We start from the raw sequence: 17,619 nt of genomic DNA, 5'->3' as shown, positions 1-17,619 counted from the left end.
CCTGGATGCCAAGGGTATATTGGCGAAAATTCAGGCGGTTTGTGCTTAGACAAGCAGATGTTACAAAGCTATTTCAAATCTTTGTACCAACGCACGATGTCGGAAGCGTATTCGTTAGCGTCTAGGGAAATAGTATCCGGTCTAAAGGAGAATGGCGGTGCGTGCCTGGACTGTGGAGCCAATAGCGGCTATTGGTTTGATCGCCTCGCTACCGAAACAGGTTTGACGCCTGCTCAATATCACGGTATCGAGTGGGACGGTGACAGCGTAAACGCGGCCCAGTTGAAGCGGCTTAATGTTCAGCAGGGCGATCTGAATAAAAAGCTGCCCTTCGACAACGATACATTCAGCTGTGTGTTTGCGCTTTCTGTTTTGGAACATTTATTAAATGGCTGTCATTTTCTCAAGGAGACGCATAGAACATTAAAGCCTGGGGGCAAACTGGTGCTTTTAACCCCAAACATCAGCACTTATTTCACAGCCGCTCTGATTCTTGCCGGAAGAATGCCGTCCAGCGGGCCACACCCCGACTCGGACATTTTGATGAAATCGGAGGAAGTTTTTAAAGTCAGCGCAGATGAACTTCGCTGGGATACCGAGTCCGATACACCTGTTCACCGTCATCTAGTGGTATTCAGTTACTTGACGCTAAAGAAATATCTAAACACTATTGGTTTCTCACAAGTAACAGGGTACGGCTTCGGTTTATATCCTCTACCTAATTTCATTCAGCCTGTTTTTGAGAAAATCGATCCTTACCATTGTCACCAAATGGTATTCATTGCCAGAAAATAAGTATTGATTAACTATTGCACATCGATAAATGTTAGAAATCCTGCAAATACCGGTTCTACAAGACAATTACATTTATCTACTACAAGACACGGATTCCGGATTAACCGCTGCCATTGATCCTGCTGTTGCCGATGCGGTTATCGATGTTTTAACCGAAAAATCCTGGCAACTTGATTACATCTTTAACACCCATCACCACGGCGACCATGTCGGCGCCAATTTGCAACTCAAGCAGCAAACCGGCTGCAAGATCGTGGGCTCGGCAGCAGACCAAGCGCGTATTCCCGGCATTGATATCATGCTTGGCGATGGGGATGTAGTAAAACTCGGCAATCTGAGCTTTCAAGTCATCGACACACCCGGCCATACCGTAGGGCATATCGTTTATTACTGCGCCGATAGCCAGGCTTTGTTTTGCGGCGACACTTTGTTTTCGCTAGGTTGCGGTCGATTGTTCGAAGGCAGCGCTGAACAGATGTGGCATTCGTTGGAAGCACTGAAAGCCTTGCCGGCCGAAACCCGTATCTACTGCGCTCACGAATATACCGCCGCCAATGGCCGTTTTGCGCTGTCGGTTGACGCAGACAATCCGCAATTGCGACAGCGGATCGATCAAGTCGCCAATCTTCGCCAACAAAACCGCCCCACCCTTCCCTCGACTATCGGTTTGGAATTGGCGACCAATCCCTTTTTTAGGGCGGATAACGTCAGTATTCGCAGGAATATCGGCATGACAGAACAATCCGACATGGCGGTTTTTAGGCAATTACGCCTAATGAAAGACCAGTTTCGATAAGCCTAGCCCAGCTGTCGATAATATTTAATTCTGCTAGACTGTTTTCCACATTTCGGCATATTTCCCTGCCAACCTTTGGATTTTCATGAATAACATCCCGTCGATCAGCATCGTAATACCCGCGAAAAACGAGTCGAAAAATCTGCCGTCTTTTCTGCCAATGTTACATCTGCTCTATCCTGATGCGGAGATTCTGCTGGTCAATGACGGCTCGACAGACGATACCGCCGCCATCGCTCGCGCGGCCGGTGTCACGGTTATTGATCATCCTTACAGCATGGGCAACGGCGCAGCTATCAAAACCGGCGCCAGACACGCAAAAAACGATATTTTGGTGTTTATGGACGCCGACGGCCAACACGATCCCGGCGACATTCCGGCGTTACTGACCAAACTAAACGACGGCTACGACATGGTGGTCGGCGCCCGAAACGCCGGTAGCCATGCCTCTTTATTCCGGCGTCTGGCGAATAACTTTTACAACAAGCTGGCATCAATGATGACCGGACACAAAATAGAGGATCTTACCTCTGGATTTCGTGCAGCTCGGGCCAACAAATTCCGCAAATTTCTTTACCTATTACCCAACGGTTTTTCTTATCCAACCACCAGCACGATGGCATTTTTTCGTTCGGGCTTCCCGGTAGCGTACATTCCCATCCACGCCGGCAAACGCAGCGGCAAAAGCCATATCAGGCTGATGCATGACGGTTTGCGATTTTTTATTATTATCTTACGGATCGGGGTGTTGTTCTCGCCCATGCGGCTATTTTTACCCATCAGCAGCATAGTGTTTAGCTTGGGAGCAGGCTACTACGGCTACACCTATTTCACGGAAAACCGCTTTACCAATATGAGCGCGGTGCTGTTTTTGTCGTCTTTATTTATATTTCTAATCGGCATTGTGTCCGAACAGATTTCTTCGCTACATTATAAAAATATCGAATAGCTTAGCTCTTTACGCAGCTGAAAATCACGAATTTGGCATTGGCTGCTACCTGCCGGCAATTCCCGAATAACGTCTTCAAGGCCAGATGGTAGTTCAAATGGCGATTGCCGATTACCCGTAACTCACCGCTCTTACGCAAGACCTTATGCGCCTGCTGGAACATTTGCCAGGCAATATGATCGCCTATGGTGTGCTGTTGATGGAACGGCGGGTTACAGACTATACAATCTGCGCTATTCGCCGGAAAATCAGTTAGGCAATCACCCGTCACAAAATCGGCTTCCCGACTATCGGCAAAAGCTGCCGAAAAATTTTCCCTGGCCGAGGCGATAGCCATAAACGATTCATCGATAAAACCTATTCGCGCCTGCGGATTTTGTTTCGCCAACAACACGCCGACAATGCCATTACCGCAACCCAGATCGATAAATTCGCGATACTCAGGGTTTTGCGGCAGATGCTCTAATAAGAAACGGGTGCCTATATCCAGGCTATCGCGGGAAAACACATTGGCGTGATTGCAAACCGTGAGATCGCAGATCTCCAATTGATAGCGTGTGGGGTAAGGGTTTGCAGGCAATTGCAGATTTGGATCGACCCGGCCAAAAATCAATCGGGCTTTTTTGACCGCCAGGGAAGGCTGCGTAGGTCCGATCAAACCTTCCAGCAATTTCCAGGCAGAGGGCGGCAAATTCTTCACCATGCCGGCGGCTGTCACTTGGCAATTGCCTTTCAACAAAGGCTTGAGCGTATGTAACTGATATTCCAGTAGCGCTAAGGTTTTGGGGATTTTAATGATTAGGTAATCGATGCCGGCTTCGGGTAACGACAAACTATCCAGCAAGCTCACTCGCTCGTCGGCAATGCCATTCAATGCCAGGTTAATGCGCGTCGCTTGCTGCGATAGCCAGGAATCGGAAATGGCGGTTGGTCGGTAAGCGCTTAGCGAAACCGCCAACGCACCGAAGCTATCATTGAGTATCACGATATTGGCATGCTCAGCAAGGCCTGTGGCAGCCAAGTGATTCAACACATATTCGTCTGCCGCGTCCCAGGCCCGCAACAATTCATTTTTGCGATACGGTAAGCGCTTGAGTTGAAAACTACCTAGCGGACTACTTAATTCCAGTTCCATATTACGAGAAAAATAAATTAGCCAGAGCCCAGGCTATAAGCGATAGATCGATGCCATAACAGCGCAGCCAAGAATTACACTAAGCACTAGACCAGCGACAATTTGCCACGCGGCAATATGCCACATTTTCAGAACTGGTTAGCTTCAGTAGACTGCAAGCAACTCTTGTATGCGCCCCATTTGGGGAATGAGAGTTATACCCCACCTCTCTAAACGGCCGCTCCATCACACATGGGGCCGGCCGTTTTTTTTAGCTTGCCTGACGTAGCCTATCCGCAGAAGATCCGGCAAACAGGCGATAAAAGTTTTCGGTTGATTGCTCGGCTATCGCCTCAATGGATGTCCCGCGCAAATCAGCGATATGTTCAGCCACATAGCGGACATAGGTCGGATAATTCGGTTTGCCGCGATACGGCACCGGTGCCAAATACGGCGAGTCTGTTTCAATCAAAAAGCGGTCGGCTGGAATTTTACGCGCGACATCCTTGATGGCTTCCGCATTCTTGAAGGTCACGATGCCGGAAAAAGAGATATAAAAATTCAAATCCAAAGCCTTTTCCGCATAAGCCCAATCCTCGGTAAAGCAGTGAATGATGCCGCCAACTTGATCCGCGCCCTCTTCCCGCAGCACATCCAAGGAATCGTGGCCCGCTTCGCGGGTATGGATAATTAAAGGCTTGTTGAGTATCTTGGCGGCGGCGATATGCGTACGAAACCGTTGGAACTGCCATTCCAGATCGCCTTGGCTGCGGAAATAATCCAAGCCGGTCTCGCCGATGGCGATGACTTTATCGTTATCAGCCAATTGCAATAAGTCGTCCAGCGTGGGTTCGCGGCCGTCACTGACATTGGGATGCACGCCCACCGATAAGGAAATATCCGAATAAGGCATAACCTGTTCCAGCATTGCCGGATAGGCTTCCATATCGATGGCAATACACAGCATATGGCTGATGTTGGCAGCCCGCGCCGCATCGACAAAGGTATTGAAGTCGTTAGCGTAGGGCGCCAAATCGATACGATCAAGATGGCAATGGGAGTCGATAAACATGAGAAATTGCGCAGAGTTAACATCAGCGAGACAATCCCGCCGGCGAGGAGATTTACATAGTATGCGTGGAACGGTCGGATTCCAGTGCGCCGGCCAGATAGGTCTCGATCTTGTTGCGCGCCGCGCCACCGTCCTGATCGCTGAATTGCACGCCAATACCGGCTGCACGGTAGCCCTCGGCACCCGCCGGGGTCTTCCAGATAATTTTGCCGGCTATCGGCAAGCGCTCGGTTTCGTCCATTAAGTTCAGCAACATGAACACTTCCTCGCCCATCTCGTATTCTCGCTTGGTCGGAATAAACAAACCACCGTTTTTCACGAACGGCATGTACGCCGCATACAAGGCGTTTTTATCCTTGATCGATAAGGACAAGATACCTTGTCTGGGTGCTGCTGATTCTGCCATACGCTTATTGTCTATTCAGTTGCGACCAACTAATCAATAGCTGCTCGACCATCAATTGTTTATTAAGTTGCGTGTTCAATTGCGACTTGGTGGTAAGCACATTATCGTAAAATCGATATAGGCGTTTCAATTCTAGCCGCTCGGCAAGGGCTTGCAAGGCATTTTTCAGATCCGGATTGGCAAGCGTCGGCGATTCCGCCCGATACGCATATTTGACAATGTCCGCGACCCAGCTTGCCATCCACCGTAACACCACGGCCAAATCGATTTTTTCCTGCTTTTGCCAGAGCTCGGCTACCGTCAATAAGTTTTCCTTGCCTTGCGCGATCTGCAACCAAGCCTCGAAATACTGCTGTCTGAGCAGAATCATATTCTGTTCTAAGTAATGCTTAGCCAACAGCGGCGAGCCTTGGGCCAGTGTTAATAACAACTCGGCTTGTTCTCCGGCACCCTGCTGTTGCAACCATGTCATCGCCAGTTCATGCGCGGGCGTTGCACAATCGATTTTCTGGCAACGGCTGCGGATCGTCGCAGGCAACCTACTCGGCTGCTCGCTGATCAACAACAAACAAGTGCGTTCGGTCGGTTCTTCCAGACACTTCAAAAATGCATTCGCCGAAGCCGTATTCAAGGCATCGGCCGGCTGAATAATCACCACTCTGTAGGTGTCATCGTACTGCGGTTTCAAAGCCAACTTCACAATCAGTTGCCTGATTTTATCGATACCGATGGCCTTGCCAGGTTCGTCGGGCTCTATTGTCAGAAAATCGGGGTGCGTTTGCGCCGCGAATAATTTACAGCCGATGCAATGACCGCAAGCACTCGCATCGGCCAGCGGCGTATGGCATAACAAGGTTCGGGCGTAATATTCGGCCAAATGCCGTTTGCCCTGCCCGGACGCGCCGGAGAACAGCAAGGCTTGCGGAATGCGTTGTAGCTCGATATAAGCATGCAGTTGCCGCCAGTTATCCTGTTGCCAGGGATAAATCCGATTACGGGTAGACATCACACGCTGCACAAGCCGGCCAACTCGCTGCGCAACTGCTGTTGCACTTCGTGTAGAGGCAAACTGGCATCGATAATCTTGCAGCGCTGCAAATCCGCGGCGGCGCGTTGCAAATACGCTTGCCGGACCCGTTCGAAAAACGCTAACTGCTCAGTTTCGAAGCGATCCAACTCGCCCCTGTGCTTGGCGCGCTGCATCCCGATTTCTATCGGCGCGTCAAAGACGAAGGTCAAATCTGGCCTTAGTTGGCCTTGCACGGTGTTTTCCAGCCAGGCTATAGTTTGCAGATTCATCTTGCGACCGCCGCCTTGATAGGCATAAGTGGCATCGGTGAAACGGTCGCATACCACCCAGTGGCCTTGCTGCAAAGCCGGCAAAATCACTTGTTGAATATGTTGGGCGCGGGCCGCGAATACCAGCAACAACTCGGCCTGCTCGGTCAAACTTTCCGCTTGCCGTTCCAACAAAATCCCGCGAATCTTTTCGGCAATGCCGGTACCGCCCGGCTCACGGGTCAGTAAGAACGGAATGCCCCGTTCTTCCAGCAGCTGTTTGATAAATTGCAGATTGGTGGACTTGCCGACGCCTTCGCCACCTTCCAGCGTGATAAATCGTCCGTTTGTCATCGTTGATATTGATCGACGTATTTTTCGTGTTCCGCCAAAGTCGAAGAAAAGGCATGGCGACCATTACCGCGGGCGACAAAAAACAAGGCATCGCCGTGATCAGGATGCAAGGCGGCCACAATCGCCTGTTTGCCCGGCATCGCAATCGGCGTGGGCGGCAGGCCTTCGATGATATAGGTGTTGTAGGGTGTATGTTCGCGCAAATCCTTATGCCGGATATCGCCATGGTAATCGTCACCCATGCCGTAAATCACAGTCGGGTCGGTTTGCAACAACATACCCTTCTTCAAGCGCCGCGCAAATACCCCGGCTATCTTTCTCCGCTCTTCGCCGGCGCCGGTCTCTTTTTCGACGATAGATGCCAAAATCAAAGCCTCATAAGGATTTTCCAAAGGCACGCCGTCATCGCGTTTTTGCCATTCCTCATTCAACACCGCCTGCATGCGGTCATGCGCGCGCTTCAATAAATCGACATCAGAGGTATTTTTTTCAAAGAAATAGGTGTCGGGGAAAAACAAACCCTCGGGGTGATTTTTATCCGAGCCGATTTGCGCCATCAAATCTTCCAGTTGATTATCGGTCAGCGTGTGTTGCAGGTTGGGATTGTTCTTAATCGTATTAAACACTTGCTTGAAGGACCAACCCTCTGGAAAGGTAATTGAATACTTCCGGGTCTTGCCGTCGGTCAGTTGTTGCAGAATATCGGCGGCGGTAGAACCTTTAGCCAACACATACTCGCCCACCTTCAACAAATGATCGAGATTTTTCCGATAGGCAAACAGACGGAACCACAAGCGATTCACCGTCACCTGCTGCGCACGCAGATTTTTCACCACCGACTCCAGCGTATCGCCTTTTTTAATTTCAATGACAGTTTCGGTCATTACCACAGGCTTTTTTAGAATCAGTTGATAGTGCATGCCGGCCCAAATCGACACCAAGCCCAACACCATTAATAATGTAAATGCGATAATGCTTCTAAACACTGCTATACCTCCGCCATACGGGCTGTGTTGAGCAGGTCTTGCAAACATCGCGTGATAACACCGACATCAAAAACCTGCGCTTCCAGCCGTTTAATCGGCCAAATACCGATTATCGAGTTGCTGACGAATAATTCGTCAGCTTGCAAAACGGCAGCTTGATCAATTGCTTGCTCAAACAACGGTAGTTTGATCCGCTGCGCGAACTCCATAATCAACTCTCGCACAATACCCTCGACGCCGCATTGTCCAAGCGGTGGCGTGTATAAACTGTCAGATTTGACCAGAAATAGGTTGCTCATCGTGCCTTCCACGACGTGATCTTGAGTATCCAGCATTAAACCTTCTTGAATCGCCGCGTCCTGCCATTCCGCTCGGGCTAAAATCTGCTCGAGTCGATTCATGTGTTTGATACCAGCCAAGCTCGGGTTCAAAGACAAACGCTGTTCGCAGAAACGCGCAGCAATGCCGTCTGTTTGGAGTTGTTGGGGATAATCGGGATAAGGATACAGACTAAATAGTCTGGTAGGGATAATGTGATCCGGCTGCCGGTAACCCCGACCGCCACTACCGCGCGTCACAGTCAACTTCAACACGGCTCTCTCGCTGGACTGGCTCAATTGCCGGGCTTCAGCGTCGAGCAAGGCGCTATCAGGCATCGGGATTAGCAGCCGCCGACAACCTTCAGCTAAGCGTTTTAGATGACGATCAAAAAACAGCGGTTTGCCCTGCAATACTTCGATAGTCTCGAACAGACCGTCCCCGTATTGAAAACCTCGATCAGAAACATCGACACAGTGTCTGTGCTCGCCGTTTAATAAAAACATAGCCAGACACTGCGGAAGCGGGAGCGCTTATTGGTAACGTTTGAAAACCAGAGAACCATTGGTACCGCCAAACCCAAACGAGTTGGAAATGGCGACATCAATGTTCATATTTCTGGCTATATTCGGGACATAATCCAGATCGCACTCGGGATCGGGATTTTCCAAATTGATGGTAGGTGGAGCGATTTGATTCTGGATAGCCAAGGCGGTCAATACTGCTTCGATCCCCCCCGCTGCGCCCAGCAAATGACCAATCATCGATTTGGTGGAACTGACAGCCACTTTATAAGCAGAATCGCCCAGCGCTAATTTCATCGCATGCGTTTCGCCAATATCGCCGGCCGGCGTCGAAGTACCGTGCGCATTGATATAGTGCACGTCTTGCGGATTAACCTTAGCGTCACGCATCGCATTGCGCATGCAGCGCGCCGCACCTTCGCCGCCTTCGGATGGCGAGGTGATGTGGTAAGCATCGCCGCTCATCCCATAACCGACCAGTTCCGCATAAATTTTCGCACCGCGCGCTTTGGCATGTTCCAACTCTTCCAACACCACAACACCCGCCCCGTCACTGAGTACGAAACCATCGCGGTCCCGATCCCAAGGCCGGCTGGCGGTAGTCGGACTGTCATTGCGACGCGACAAGGCTTTCGCCGAGGCAAAACCGCCCATCGCGGTCGGCGAAGTCGTGCAGCGTTCCGCGCCACCCGCCACCATCACGTCGGCGTCGCCGTATTTGATTAAACGTGCCGCGTCGCCGATATTATGAGTACCGGTTGAGCAGGCGGTGACGATCGCAAAATTGGGTCCTTTCAAACCGTATTTGATCGACAGATTACCGGAGATCATATTGATGATATTGCCCGGCACAAAAAACGGCGAAATCCGTCTCGGACCACCCGCCACATAGGTGGCGTAGCACTCTTCAATGCCGGTAATACCGCCGATGCCGGCACCGATGGCCACGCCGATGCGCTCGGCATTTTCTTCGGTGACTTCAAAACCGGAGTCCTCAATCGCCTGGCAACCCGCCGCAATCCCGTAATGGACGAAGCCGTCCATACGTTTGGCATCCTTCTCGGCGATATAGTCACCGATATTGAAATTTCTAATCACACCGCCGAACGTCGTTGCAAAAGGGGATATGTCAAATGAATCGATCGGACTAATGCCGCTCTTACCGTTGACAATGCCATCCCAGGTATCGGCAACATTATTGGCTAACGGCGTAATGGCGCCTAAGCCCGTTATAACAACTCGACGTGTGCTCACAGTAAACTACCGGTAAAAAAAGAAGACAACCAGAGAAGGGGGATAAACCGGCTAGTGGATGGAAACCATCCACTAACTTTTGGAAACAACTTACTGCAGATTGGCGTTGATATAATCGATAGCCAATTGGACTGTGGTGATTTTTTCAGCTTCTTCGTCTGGAATTTCGCATTCGAATTCTTCTTCCAGAGCCATGACGAGTTCAACTGTGTCTAAAGAATCAGCACCAAGATCGTCAACAAAAGACGCATCGTTCGCGATTTCTTCTTTTACGCCTAATTGTTCTGCGACAATCTTTTTTACTCGTTCTTCGATATTACTCATATTTTTTTCCTCGAACAATGCAAATGCCTGACTGCGAGCACTTACCTTATCTTTAGTGTTGTATTAATTGAATTTGCAATCTCGTCACTGGCCTTGCCTAACGACAGCGCGGATTATACTTTATGTTCCAAAAAATTCACAACATTCGCCCGCGACTAGGTGTTTCGCGGCCTGAGGCTATGTTTTCCCGCTCAAATTTTTAATAATTTCTTCCAAAGGCACCAAATTCAGTTTGATCCTGAACAAAACCGCCTTATTCTCCAATAGCCCAAAACATTCATAAGTACGCAACATGATGCTGGTGTGATTCAAGGTTTTGTCCGGCGACTCAGGCAATTGCTTGACCAGAATATGCAGCTTGTCGTTGTTTCTCAGCGTCGCCAGATGCACGCGGTCAACCGATATGTCGTGCGAGGTATACACCATCGGATTGCGCTTGAAATCGTGATTTTCCAACTGCGCTTTCTCCAGCAACGCGCCGGACGTCAAACTGCAGGGAAACACTTCCGGATACTGCGCCACCTGCAATAACTCATCGAAATAGTCGGACTGCTCCGCAAACGAACCCGACAGAAAGTTCTTCACGTTGCCGTTATTCATCCACTTGCGTTTCAGAAAAAACTCGGTGCCGGGCACGACGGTTTTATCGGCTATGGCATTTAAATCCGGCAGGCCGCTTAAATCGGTATCCGCTAAAAACAAAGGATGTTTAGTTTCTTTTTTATACCCGAGCAAGATAGTTTTGCCTTGCGACTTAATTGCGATGCGATTGGTCAAAGTCAGCTCGGGTATCGTCGCGATCAAAGTCTTTTTGATATCCAGCTTCATCTCCTGCCGCGGCCGCAAGGCATTCACAAAAATGATCTGATAATTGCTAAAGCGCAGCTGATTGTCGGCGATGATCTGATCTTCGTGATGCGCTTCCCGGTATAAGCGCATCTGATATTCGATCAAGGTATTCAATTGAAAGCCCAGCACGATAGGGCCCTTGAACGGATTATGGGTAACCTGCAACCATTTATGCTTGTCGTGAAACAGGTTGAAATCGTCGGACGCGTTGCGGGCGACCTCAATATGAATTTGTTCGAAAGTAAACGACTGATCTTTCATCGACGACCAATGACAGTAGATATGAACTGGCTATTCTAGGCCGATTGCAACGAATCAGGAAGTAACGCACCAAACTAGCCCATTCAGAGCCGCCAACAATCCTCGGCCTGCACCGGGAAATCAGGTTACTATCGACATTGCCTCACTACTTGGAGCGAGAAGCCAGATGCATATCGAAAGACACAAAAACCACAGGATCGGTTGGCTGCGCGCGGCCGTGCTGGGTGCGAATGACGGCATCGTTTCCACTGCCAGCCTGATTTTGGGCGTCGCGGCAGCTGGCGTGGATGCCGAACATATCCTGATCGCCGGCATTGCCGGCCTGGTAGCCGGCGCGATGTCCATGGCCGCCGGCGAATATGTGTCAGTCTGTTCGCAGGCCGATACCGAACACGCCGACCTGGAACGCGAACGCCGGGAACTGGCCGCCTATCCGGAACACGAACACGAGGAAATGACCGCCATTTACGTCGAACGAGGCCTGGACGAAGCGCTAGCCGCCGAAGTTGCCCGCCAACTTATGGCACACGACGCTTTAGGCGCGCATAGCCGCGACGAACTCGGCATCACCGATACCTCTGCCGCGCGGCCGGTGTTGGCGGCATTTTCATCGGCTGGCAGTTTTTCAGTCGGGGCGATATTGCCTTTATTGCTGGTGTTGTGGACGCCGGCAGCAGTATTGATTTGGGCCGTAGCCGGCGGCTCTTTGCTGCTGTTGGTATCGCTAGGCGCCCTATCCGCCCGCGTTGGGGGTGCTTCGATGTTGATTGCCGGAGTACGAGTGAGCTTTTGGGGCGCGTTGGCCATGGGGTCGACGGCTGGAGTTGGGGCTTTAGTTGGGGTGGCCGCATAAGCAAAAAAATATCGAGAAGCGCGCACCCCAGAAGTTATCAGTTATTCATTTTGATAAGCCTTGCTACCTGCCCGCGTATTTTCGTACTAACCCTACTATCCAATTGAGCCAACCACCGTTCCGGAATCTGATCCAATCCATACTTAGCCCCCGCCAACATCCCCGCCAACGCCCCAGTGGTATCGGCATCGCCACCCTGATTGACGGTGGCGATCAGGCAAGACTCGAAACTGTCTGTGTTGAAAAAATGATGCAACACCGTCTGTACGGTATCGACGATGTAGCCCGAGGCTTTGCCCGGATACGGGTTGTAGGCAAATTCGCTGTGCTGGTCGACCAAGTGTTCGGCTTCCAGCCGACAGGTGTCAAGGCCTTGCCCGTGAATCAGCAGATTGGTCATCCGTCCCAAGACCAAGGTTGCGGCGTCGGACAGCGGGTTGTGATGGGTGATGCGGCTCTGTTCCAGACTCCATAATTCGAAATAATCCGGCCGATTTAAGGTTGCCAGCACCACCGGCAAGTTACGCATACAGGCTCCGTTGCCGGCGTCGTCTTCACGCGGCAAACCCATCAATAAACCTTCGTCACGATAACGAAGGATGCCGCGCCTACAAGTGTTGCCAACGTCGGGCGGATCGCTTTCCAGCCACGTCAGGAAATTGTCGGCCACGGCGCGCAAATTCCAGCCTTGATGATCGATGATGGCTCGGCCCAAAGCCAGCGACATTTGCGTATCGTCTGTCACCTGTCCAGGCTCCAAGCCCAGCCAGCCGCCGCCTATCATTTCGGTATGCACGCTGTAACATTTCTGAATTTGTTTCGGCGACATGAACTCCACCGTCGCCCCCAAGGCGTCGCCACAGGCAAAGCCCAGATAAGCCCCCAAGGCTCGATTCATTATTTGCTCGGTCATCGCAACACCCTCACTCGATAATCGCCGCCAATCACCAAGTATTCCGCTTCGCCGCGCAAGGCGTGGTGCGGCAGCAGATCGTTAAAGAACACCAGCTTCACCATCGGCACCTCAACTTCCAACACATAGCCGCCAAATTCGCTGGCGATGCTGCTGCGATCAGTAAAAGAAACAATGCTGTTAAAGCGGACGACCTTGTGCTGTTTGTCTTGTTCGACGATGATCCAATCGTCCAAGGCATTGACGCCGCGATACAGGGTTTTATGGGTGGCAGCCGGCACCTGAAAACGCTCGATCACCCACTGGCAAAACTCATACAGCAAATCCAGCTGCATATAAATGCAATTGTTGTGATAGCGACTGTTCATCTTTTCTTCGATGTAGACTATCCAGTCCTTGCTCATAAAACTGCTGATTTGGTGTTTATGGTAGTTGGGAAACAGACCAAAACGGCTTTCTACCCAGCCCTTCAACACCGCGCCCTGCGCATTATTGGAATCCAGTCCCCAATCCTGGATCAGGCGCAAATAGCTGTTGCGATACCTGCGCCGCCCCTCCGCATCGTCGCGCAAACGTTGCTCGGTTTCAAAGCCAAACACCACACACATGTAGTCTTGAAATATCCGTCCACACTCGGCCAATGTGGTTTGGCCGGCCAACTGCTCGAACAAACCGGGCGCCGATTCGCGGGTGCCGGCGATGTGCAAGGGCTTGGGGTATTCGTTAAACAAGTGACTGGCCATACACGCCGTCGCCATGCCGATCAAGTTGGTGCTGTGGCCGTGCTGAGAAATATCGGACATGGATTAACCGGTAAGAATGTCGGGCAATTATGTAAACGCTAATTCTCACATCGAATAGGGAAATTAGCCATACAGAGCAGGCTTGCCCGGACTAATTCTTGGCGCCACAAAACCCACCCTCTTCCACGCAACCGAGTCGCTAGCTAAAAATAGCAAGTACCAAGCAAGAATCTAGCCGTTTTTTGTGATTGACATCACACAAAGACACAGAATACAGTGCGCTAGCCGATTGATTATTAAACAAAAACAAGTGATCGATGACAGGCAAAACAATAACAACACACAGGAGAGTCATATGAAAAAGTATGTTGCCGAGTCCTTCGGGACATTCTGGTTAGTTCTTGGTGGCTGCGGAAGCGCAGTATTAGCGGCAGCGTTTCCGAATGTCGGTATCGGCTTGCTCGGCGTTTCGTTGGCATTCGGCTTGACGGTGCTGACCATGGCCTACGCCATCGGCCACATTTCCGGCTGCCATCTCAATCCGGCGGTGTCGGTTGGCTTGTGGATGGGCGGCCGCTTTCCAGCTAATCAATTACTGCCTTACATCGTTTCGCAAGTAATCGGCGCCATCGTCGCTGGCGGTGTGCTGTATTTAATCGCCAGCGGCAAGGCGGGTTTTGATGTGTCCGCCGGATTTGCCTCCAACGGCTACGGCGAACATTCGCCGGGCGGCTACTCTTTGCTTTCGGCTTTGATTACCGAAGTGGTAATGACCATGATGTTTTTACTGATCATTCTCGGCGCTACCGATGCCCGCGCCCCGGCCGGCCTGGCACCTATCGCGATTGGTTTAGGCCTGACCTTGATTCACTTGATCAGCATTCCGGTCACCAATACCTCGGTCAATCCGGCCCGGAGCTTGGGCGTAGCCGTTTATGTCGGCGATTGGGCTTTAGCGCAACTTTGGTTGTTCTGGGTCGCCCCGATTATCGGTGCGGTATTAGGCGCATTGGTCTATCGCTTTATCGGCAGCCCGGACGAGTAAATTTCGCAGCAAAATCAAGTTAAGCCCCTGTAGTGAGGCGAGCCGATCGGCCGCCCCACTACTCTTGAAATCAGCGTTTCCTCTGCGATTCCGATATGGACATAAAAACCTACAAAGGCCGATCGAATGTATCCGGCGCCATTGCGCTGAACGACCACTACTTCATCGTCGCGGACGACGAAGACAACGAACTTAGCGTGTTCGACAAACGCGAGGAAAAAGCCTTAAAGCCGGCGATTGCCTTGTCAGAAGTTTTCGATGGCGAAATCAAAGACGGCAAACATCAGGAAATCGACCTAGAAGGCGGCGCCCGCATCGGTGATGTCTATTTCTGGATAGGCTCACACAGCACCAACAGCGAAGGCGACGAACGACCGGCTCGGCGGCGCTTATTCGGCATCCATCTAACCGAAATCGAACCGGGCAAATTCAGCGCCCAGCGTTATGGGTCGATTTACACAAAATTAATCGCAGACCTAAAGCAGGACAAACGCCTTGCCCGCTATAACTGGGAACAAGCCGAGCGCATACAACCCAAAAGCAAAGGTGGCTTAAGCATAGAAGGCCTCGCGGCCACCCCCGAGCACGCTTTATTAATCGGATTTAGAAACCCGCTAGCCGGCGGCGACACCGAAAACGGCTACCTAAAAAACGGCAAAGCCATCCTGGTACATCTGCTCAATCCGTTGGCCTTGCTGCAAGGCCAAGCCGTACAATTCGCCGAACCGATAGAGCTGGATTTAGACGGCTTAGGCATCCGCGACATCGTTTGGCGCCAAGACCACGAATACCTGATTGTCGCCGGTCCTTACCACGCTAATGAAAAGCGGCTGGAGAAACATCGCCTGTATTTATGGGATAGCGATTCCGGAAAGCTTAAGCGGCTGGATCATATCGATCTGGGAGAGCTGAATATCGAGGCGGCATTCTTTTTTGCGGAGAATAAAAACCGGGTAATATTGCTGAGCGACGACGGCAAGGACAAAAAAAGCTTTCGGTACGTTTCGGTAGTGCTTTAACCAAGTCCGTTTTATCAATCGAATGCTACAAGACAGCAAGCCTTGAATTTTAGAAACTGCCTGACAGACTAAAACGGATGAGAAAATTTCTTTAGATTCTCAAACAGCTCTGTAATTCGGTTGATATAAAAATCCATCCCTCCCAAATCTGGGAAGATATACAGAAACTAATCACTAGTTGTAAGGCATTTCAAAAAGGATAACCGCACAACAATGACCGAAGAAATCAGACAAGCGGGTCATAATGCTGCAACAGGGAAACAGAAAATCGCAATATTCCCAATCCACCTTGGACTAAAGCTGGATTAACACAAACCATGAATTTCCAGAGTTGGTTTTATCCCGTATGCCGCGCCGAGTACCGGAGCTTTTGATAGGAATAGCCCGTTAGGGGTGCGGCATGGATGCCGCACGTTGCAGAAGGGGCAGGAAGCCCCTTTCGGCACCCCCTATCAAAAGCGAGGAACGCAGGGAATAAGCGGCGTCCGGGCCGCCTTTTCTTTGGACACTTTCTTTTGGCGGAGCAAAAGAAAGTATCTCGCCCGCCGGTGCGAGAACCGGCATTAAAACAAGCCTCGCGACAGCGAATCATCATCTATCCCCAATAAAGCCAACATAGACCCGACCACCACAACAACCGCAACCAAAAAAATTTGGATTTAAACTGGCAACGCCGACTTCGATAATCGCTTAGCCCAACACTATCCAAACACAGCAAACTAGCAACCCTATCAGCTTTTTTATCCCGGCTTGTTCATTTTTGCTACAGTTCCCCTTAAGATACGACTAAATGACTAAAAAAATGAATGCTTGAAATGTTCGAACGGCGTGGTAACTTTAGCCACTTAACCATAATAATAACTAGCTTAAGAGGAAACATCGCATGAGCCTTGACGAAAACAACAACGAGACCGAAACCCAAAATCAAGCTGAAGAGCCTAAGCAACCGGAAACAAGTCCAGCCGCTGATTCCGCGGCCGCAGCAAAAGACGCCGCCGGCAATATCGTCGCTAACCTGCTGGCCCTGAAAGAATCCAACCCTAAAGTATTTTTTGGCGGTGTCGGCGCAGTAGCACTGATCGTGGTAGCCGTGTTTATGGGCGGCGGATCTGATGCCAAATTGCCGGTTCACCAAGCGAAAGCCATGGTCCCCGGACAAAATTACGTGTTGAAAAGCCCCAATACTTACGATCCGAATGCAACTGTCAGATTAGTCTCCGTCCCCGGCTCCATGGCGGCCTACGATGATACCGAAGAAAATGATCGTGACGGCGCGTGCAAACACATGCCGCTTAACACCGCCGTCAAGCTGATCCAAGCCCAGGCAGATACTACCGATAAAAATGTTCTGTGGGCTGAAGTAGAGATCACTGAATCCGGAGAGTGCCAAGGCCGAAAAGCCTGGACTTCGGCAATAAACCTGCAATAACTGTTGACACAAAAAAATATCTTTTTATAATACGCAGGATAGTAAGCCAAGCGGGAATAGCTCAGTTGGTAGAGCACGACCTTGCCAAGGTCGGGGTCGCGAGTTCGAGTCTCGTTTCCCGCTCCAAATTTAAAAAGCCGCGGCAAATCGCGGCTTTTTTTATTGTCCCTATAAAGGCTGCGTAGCAAAATGGTTATGCAGCGGCCTGCAAAGCCGTATATACCGGTTCGATTCCGGTCGCAGCCTCCATTACTATATTTTTGCGGGAATAGCTCAGTTGGTAGAGCACGACCTTGCCAAGGTCGGGGTCGCGAGTTCGAGTCTCGTTTCCCGCTCC

19 protein-coding genes and 3 tRNA genes are annotated in these 17,619 nt (G+C 50.8%); 10 read left to right on the top strand and 12 right to left on the bottom strand.

The annotated features are described in order from the left end of the window. The 3 genes from NP589_RS17770 to NP589_RS17760 form a co-directional block, all read left to right on the top strand. Nucleotides 1-795 (top strand): class I SAM-dependent methyltransferase (locus NP589_RS17770; RefSeq protein ID WP_256608170.1); only part of this gene is annotated, 795 nt, incomplete at its 5' end. A 28-nt stretch (nucleotides 796-823) separates the two neighbouring features. Then, nucleotides 824-1,591 carry a hydroxyacylglutathione hydrolase gene (gloB, locus tag NP589_RS17765; RefSeq protein ID WP_256608169.1) on the top strand — a complete coding sequence of 256 codons (768 nt, stop codon included), beginning with the start codon at nucleotides 824-826 and terminating at the stop codon, nucleotides 1,589-1,591. Nucleotides 1,592-1,676: 85 nt separating this feature from the next. After that, nucleotides 1,677-2,540 (top strand): glycosyltransferase family 2 protein, encoded by an 864-nt coding sequence (locus tag NP589_RS17760; RefSeq protein ID WP_256608168.1) that lies wholly within the window; start codon nucleotides 1,677-1,679, stop codon nucleotides 2,538-2,540. A 1-nt stretch (nucleotide 2,541) separates the two neighbouring features. Here NP589_RS17760 and NP589_RS17755 read toward each other — a convergent pair whose 3' ends face one another. From NP589_RS17755 to NP589_RS17710, 10 genes are all read right to left on the bottom strand, one after another. After that, a complete protein-coding gene (locus tag NP589_RS17755; RefSeq protein ID WP_256608167.1) occupies nucleotides 2,542-3,675 on the bottom strand; it encodes a methyltransferase in 1,134 nt (377 codons plus the stop codon). A gap of 250 nt (nucleotides 3,676-3,925) precedes the next feature. Then, a complete protein-coding gene (locus NP589_RS17750) occupies nucleotides 3,926-4,726 on the bottom strand; it encodes a TatD family hydrolase (protein ID WP_256608166.1) in 801 nt (266 codons plus the stop codon). A 52-nt stretch (nucleotides 4,727-4,778) separates the two neighbouring features. Continuing rightward, complete coding sequence (locus NP589_RS17745; RefSeq protein ID WP_020484926.1) at nucleotides 4,779-5,132, bottom strand: PilZ domain-containing protein; 354 nt, start codon at nucleotides 5,130-5,132, stop codon at nucleotides 4,779-4,781. Between the two features lie 4 nt (nucleotides 5,133-5,136). Next, nucleotides 5,137-6,138 carry a DNA polymerase III subunit delta' gene (locus tag NP589_RS17740; protein ID WP_256608164.1) on the bottom strand — a complete coding sequence of 334 codons (1,002 nt, stop codon included), beginning with the start codon at nucleotides 6,136-6,138 and terminating at the stop codon, nucleotides 5,137-5,139. Next, a complete protein-coding gene (gene tmk, locus NP589_RS17735; RefSeq protein ID WP_256608163.1) occupies nucleotides 6,138-6,764 on the bottom strand; it encodes a dTMP kinase in 627 nt (208 codons plus the stop codon). Before tmk ends, NP589_RS17740 begins: the two co-directional genes overlap by 1 nt. Then, nucleotides 6,761-7,750, bottom strand: coding sequence for an endolytic transglycosylase MltG (mltG, locus tag NP589_RS17730; protein WP_371929686.1), 990 nt, complete (start codon nucleotides 7,748-7,750; stop codon nucleotides 6,761-6,763). The genes tmk and mltG overlap by 4 nt, the downstream gene beginning before the upstream one ends. A 2-nt stretch (nucleotides 7,751-7,752) precedes the next feature. Beyond that, the gene (pabC, locus tag NP589_RS17725; RefSeq protein WP_256608162.1) at nucleotides 7,753-8,574 is read right to left on the bottom strand and encodes an aminodeoxychorismate lyase; all 822 of its coding nucleotides are present in this window, start codon (nucleotides 8,572-8,574) and stop codon (nucleotides 7,753-7,755) included. Between the two features lie 27 nt (nucleotides 8,575-8,601). Next, nucleotides 8,602-9,846, bottom strand: a complete 1,245-nt coding sequence (gene fabF, locus NP589_RS17720) for a beta-ketoacyl-ACP synthase II (protein ID WP_064006758.1) — start codon at nucleotides 9,844-9,846, stop codon at nucleotides 8,602-8,604. A gap of 90 nt (nucleotides 9,847-9,936) precedes the next feature. Continuing rightward, nucleotides 9,937-10,170 carry an acyl carrier protein gene (gene acpP / locus NP589_RS17715; protein ID WP_013820083.1) on the bottom strand — a complete coding sequence of 78 codons (234 nt, stop codon included), beginning with the start codon at nucleotides 10,168-10,170 and terminating at the stop codon, nucleotides 9,937-9,939. Nucleotides 10,171-10,347: 177 nt separating this feature from the next. Then, nucleotides 10,348-11,280 (bottom strand): hypothetical protein, encoded by a 933-nt coding sequence (locus tag NP589_RS17710; protein WP_256608161.1) that lies wholly within the window; start codon nucleotides 11,278-11,280, stop codon nucleotides 10,348-10,350. A 166-nt stretch (nucleotides 11,281-11,446) separates the two neighbouring features. On the opposite strand from NP589_RS17710, the gene NP589_RS17705 reads away from it, so the two are divergent. Then, nucleotides 11,447-12,133 (top strand): VIT1/CCC1 transporter family protein, encoded by a 687-nt coding sequence (locus NP589_RS17705; RefSeq protein ID WP_256608160.1) that lies wholly within the window; start codon nucleotides 11,447-11,449, stop codon nucleotides 12,131-12,133. 37 nt (nucleotides 12,134-12,170) lie between these two features. Here the strand turns inward: NP589_RS17705 and draG are convergent, their stop codons facing one another. Together draG and NP589_RS17695 are read right to left on the bottom strand one after the other, a co-directional pair. Then, nucleotides 12,171-13,046 (bottom strand): ADP-ribosyl-[dinitrogen reductase] hydrolase, encoded by an 876-nt coding sequence (draG, locus tag NP589_RS17700; RefSeq protein ID WP_256608159.1) that lies wholly within the window; start codon nucleotides 13,044-13,046, stop codon nucleotides 12,171-12,173. After that, nucleotides 13,043-13,849 (bottom strand): NAD(+)--dinitrogen-reductase ADP-D-ribosyltransferase, encoded by an 807-nt coding sequence (locus tag NP589_RS17695; RefSeq protein ID WP_256608158.1) that lies wholly within the window; start codon nucleotides 13,847-13,849, stop codon nucleotides 13,043-13,045. The genes draG and NP589_RS17695 overlap by 4 nt, the downstream gene beginning before the upstream one ends. 295 nt (nucleotides 13,850-14,144) lie before the next feature. Here NP589_RS17695 and aqpZ point away from each other — a divergent pair, with 295 nt between their 5' ends. The 6 genes from aqpZ to NP589_RS17665 all read left to right on the top strand — a co-directional run bounded on the left by aqpZ (nucleotide 14,145) and on the right by NP589_RS17665 (nucleotide 17,617). Then, nucleotides 14,145-14,834 carry an aquaporin Z gene (gene aqpZ, locus NP589_RS17690; protein ID WP_064006767.1) on the top strand — a complete coding sequence of 230 codons (690 nt, stop codon included), beginning with the start codon at nucleotides 14,145-14,147 and terminating at the stop codon, nucleotides 14,832-14,834. Between the two features lie 95 nt (nucleotides 14,835-14,929). After that, a complete protein-coding gene (locus NP589_RS17685; protein WP_256608157.1) occupies nucleotides 14,930-15,853 on the top strand; it encodes a DUF3616 domain-containing protein in 924 nt (307 codons plus the stop codon). Nucleotides 15,854-16,736: 883 nt separating this feature from the next. Next, the gene (locus NP589_RS17680) at nucleotides 16,737-17,282 is read left to right on the top strand and encodes a hypothetical protein (protein ID WP_256608156.1); all 546 of its coding nucleotides are present in this window, start codon (nucleotides 16,737-16,739) and stop codon (nucleotides 17,280-17,282) included. Between the two features lie 50 nt (nucleotides 17,283-17,332). After that, nucleotides 17,333-17,408 (top strand) — tRNA-Gly (locus tag NP589_RS17675). Between the two features lie 49 nt (nucleotides 17,409-17,457). After that, nucleotides 17,458-17,531: transfer RNA gene (locus tag NP589_RS17670), tRNA-Cys, on the top strand. Nucleotides 17,532-17,544: 13 nt separating this feature from the next. Beyond that, a tRNA-Gly gene (locus NP589_RS17665) sits at nucleotides 17,545-17,617 on the top strand. Nucleotides 17,618-17,619: the final 2 nt, after the last annotated feature.

Source organism: Methylomonas rosea (assembly GCF_024505055.1).
GTDB lineage: Bacteria > Pseudomonadota > Gammaproteobacteria > Methylococcales > Methylomonadaceae > Methylomonas > Methylomonas rosea.
This window is presented reverse-complemented; position numbering and strand designations above follow the sequence as displayed.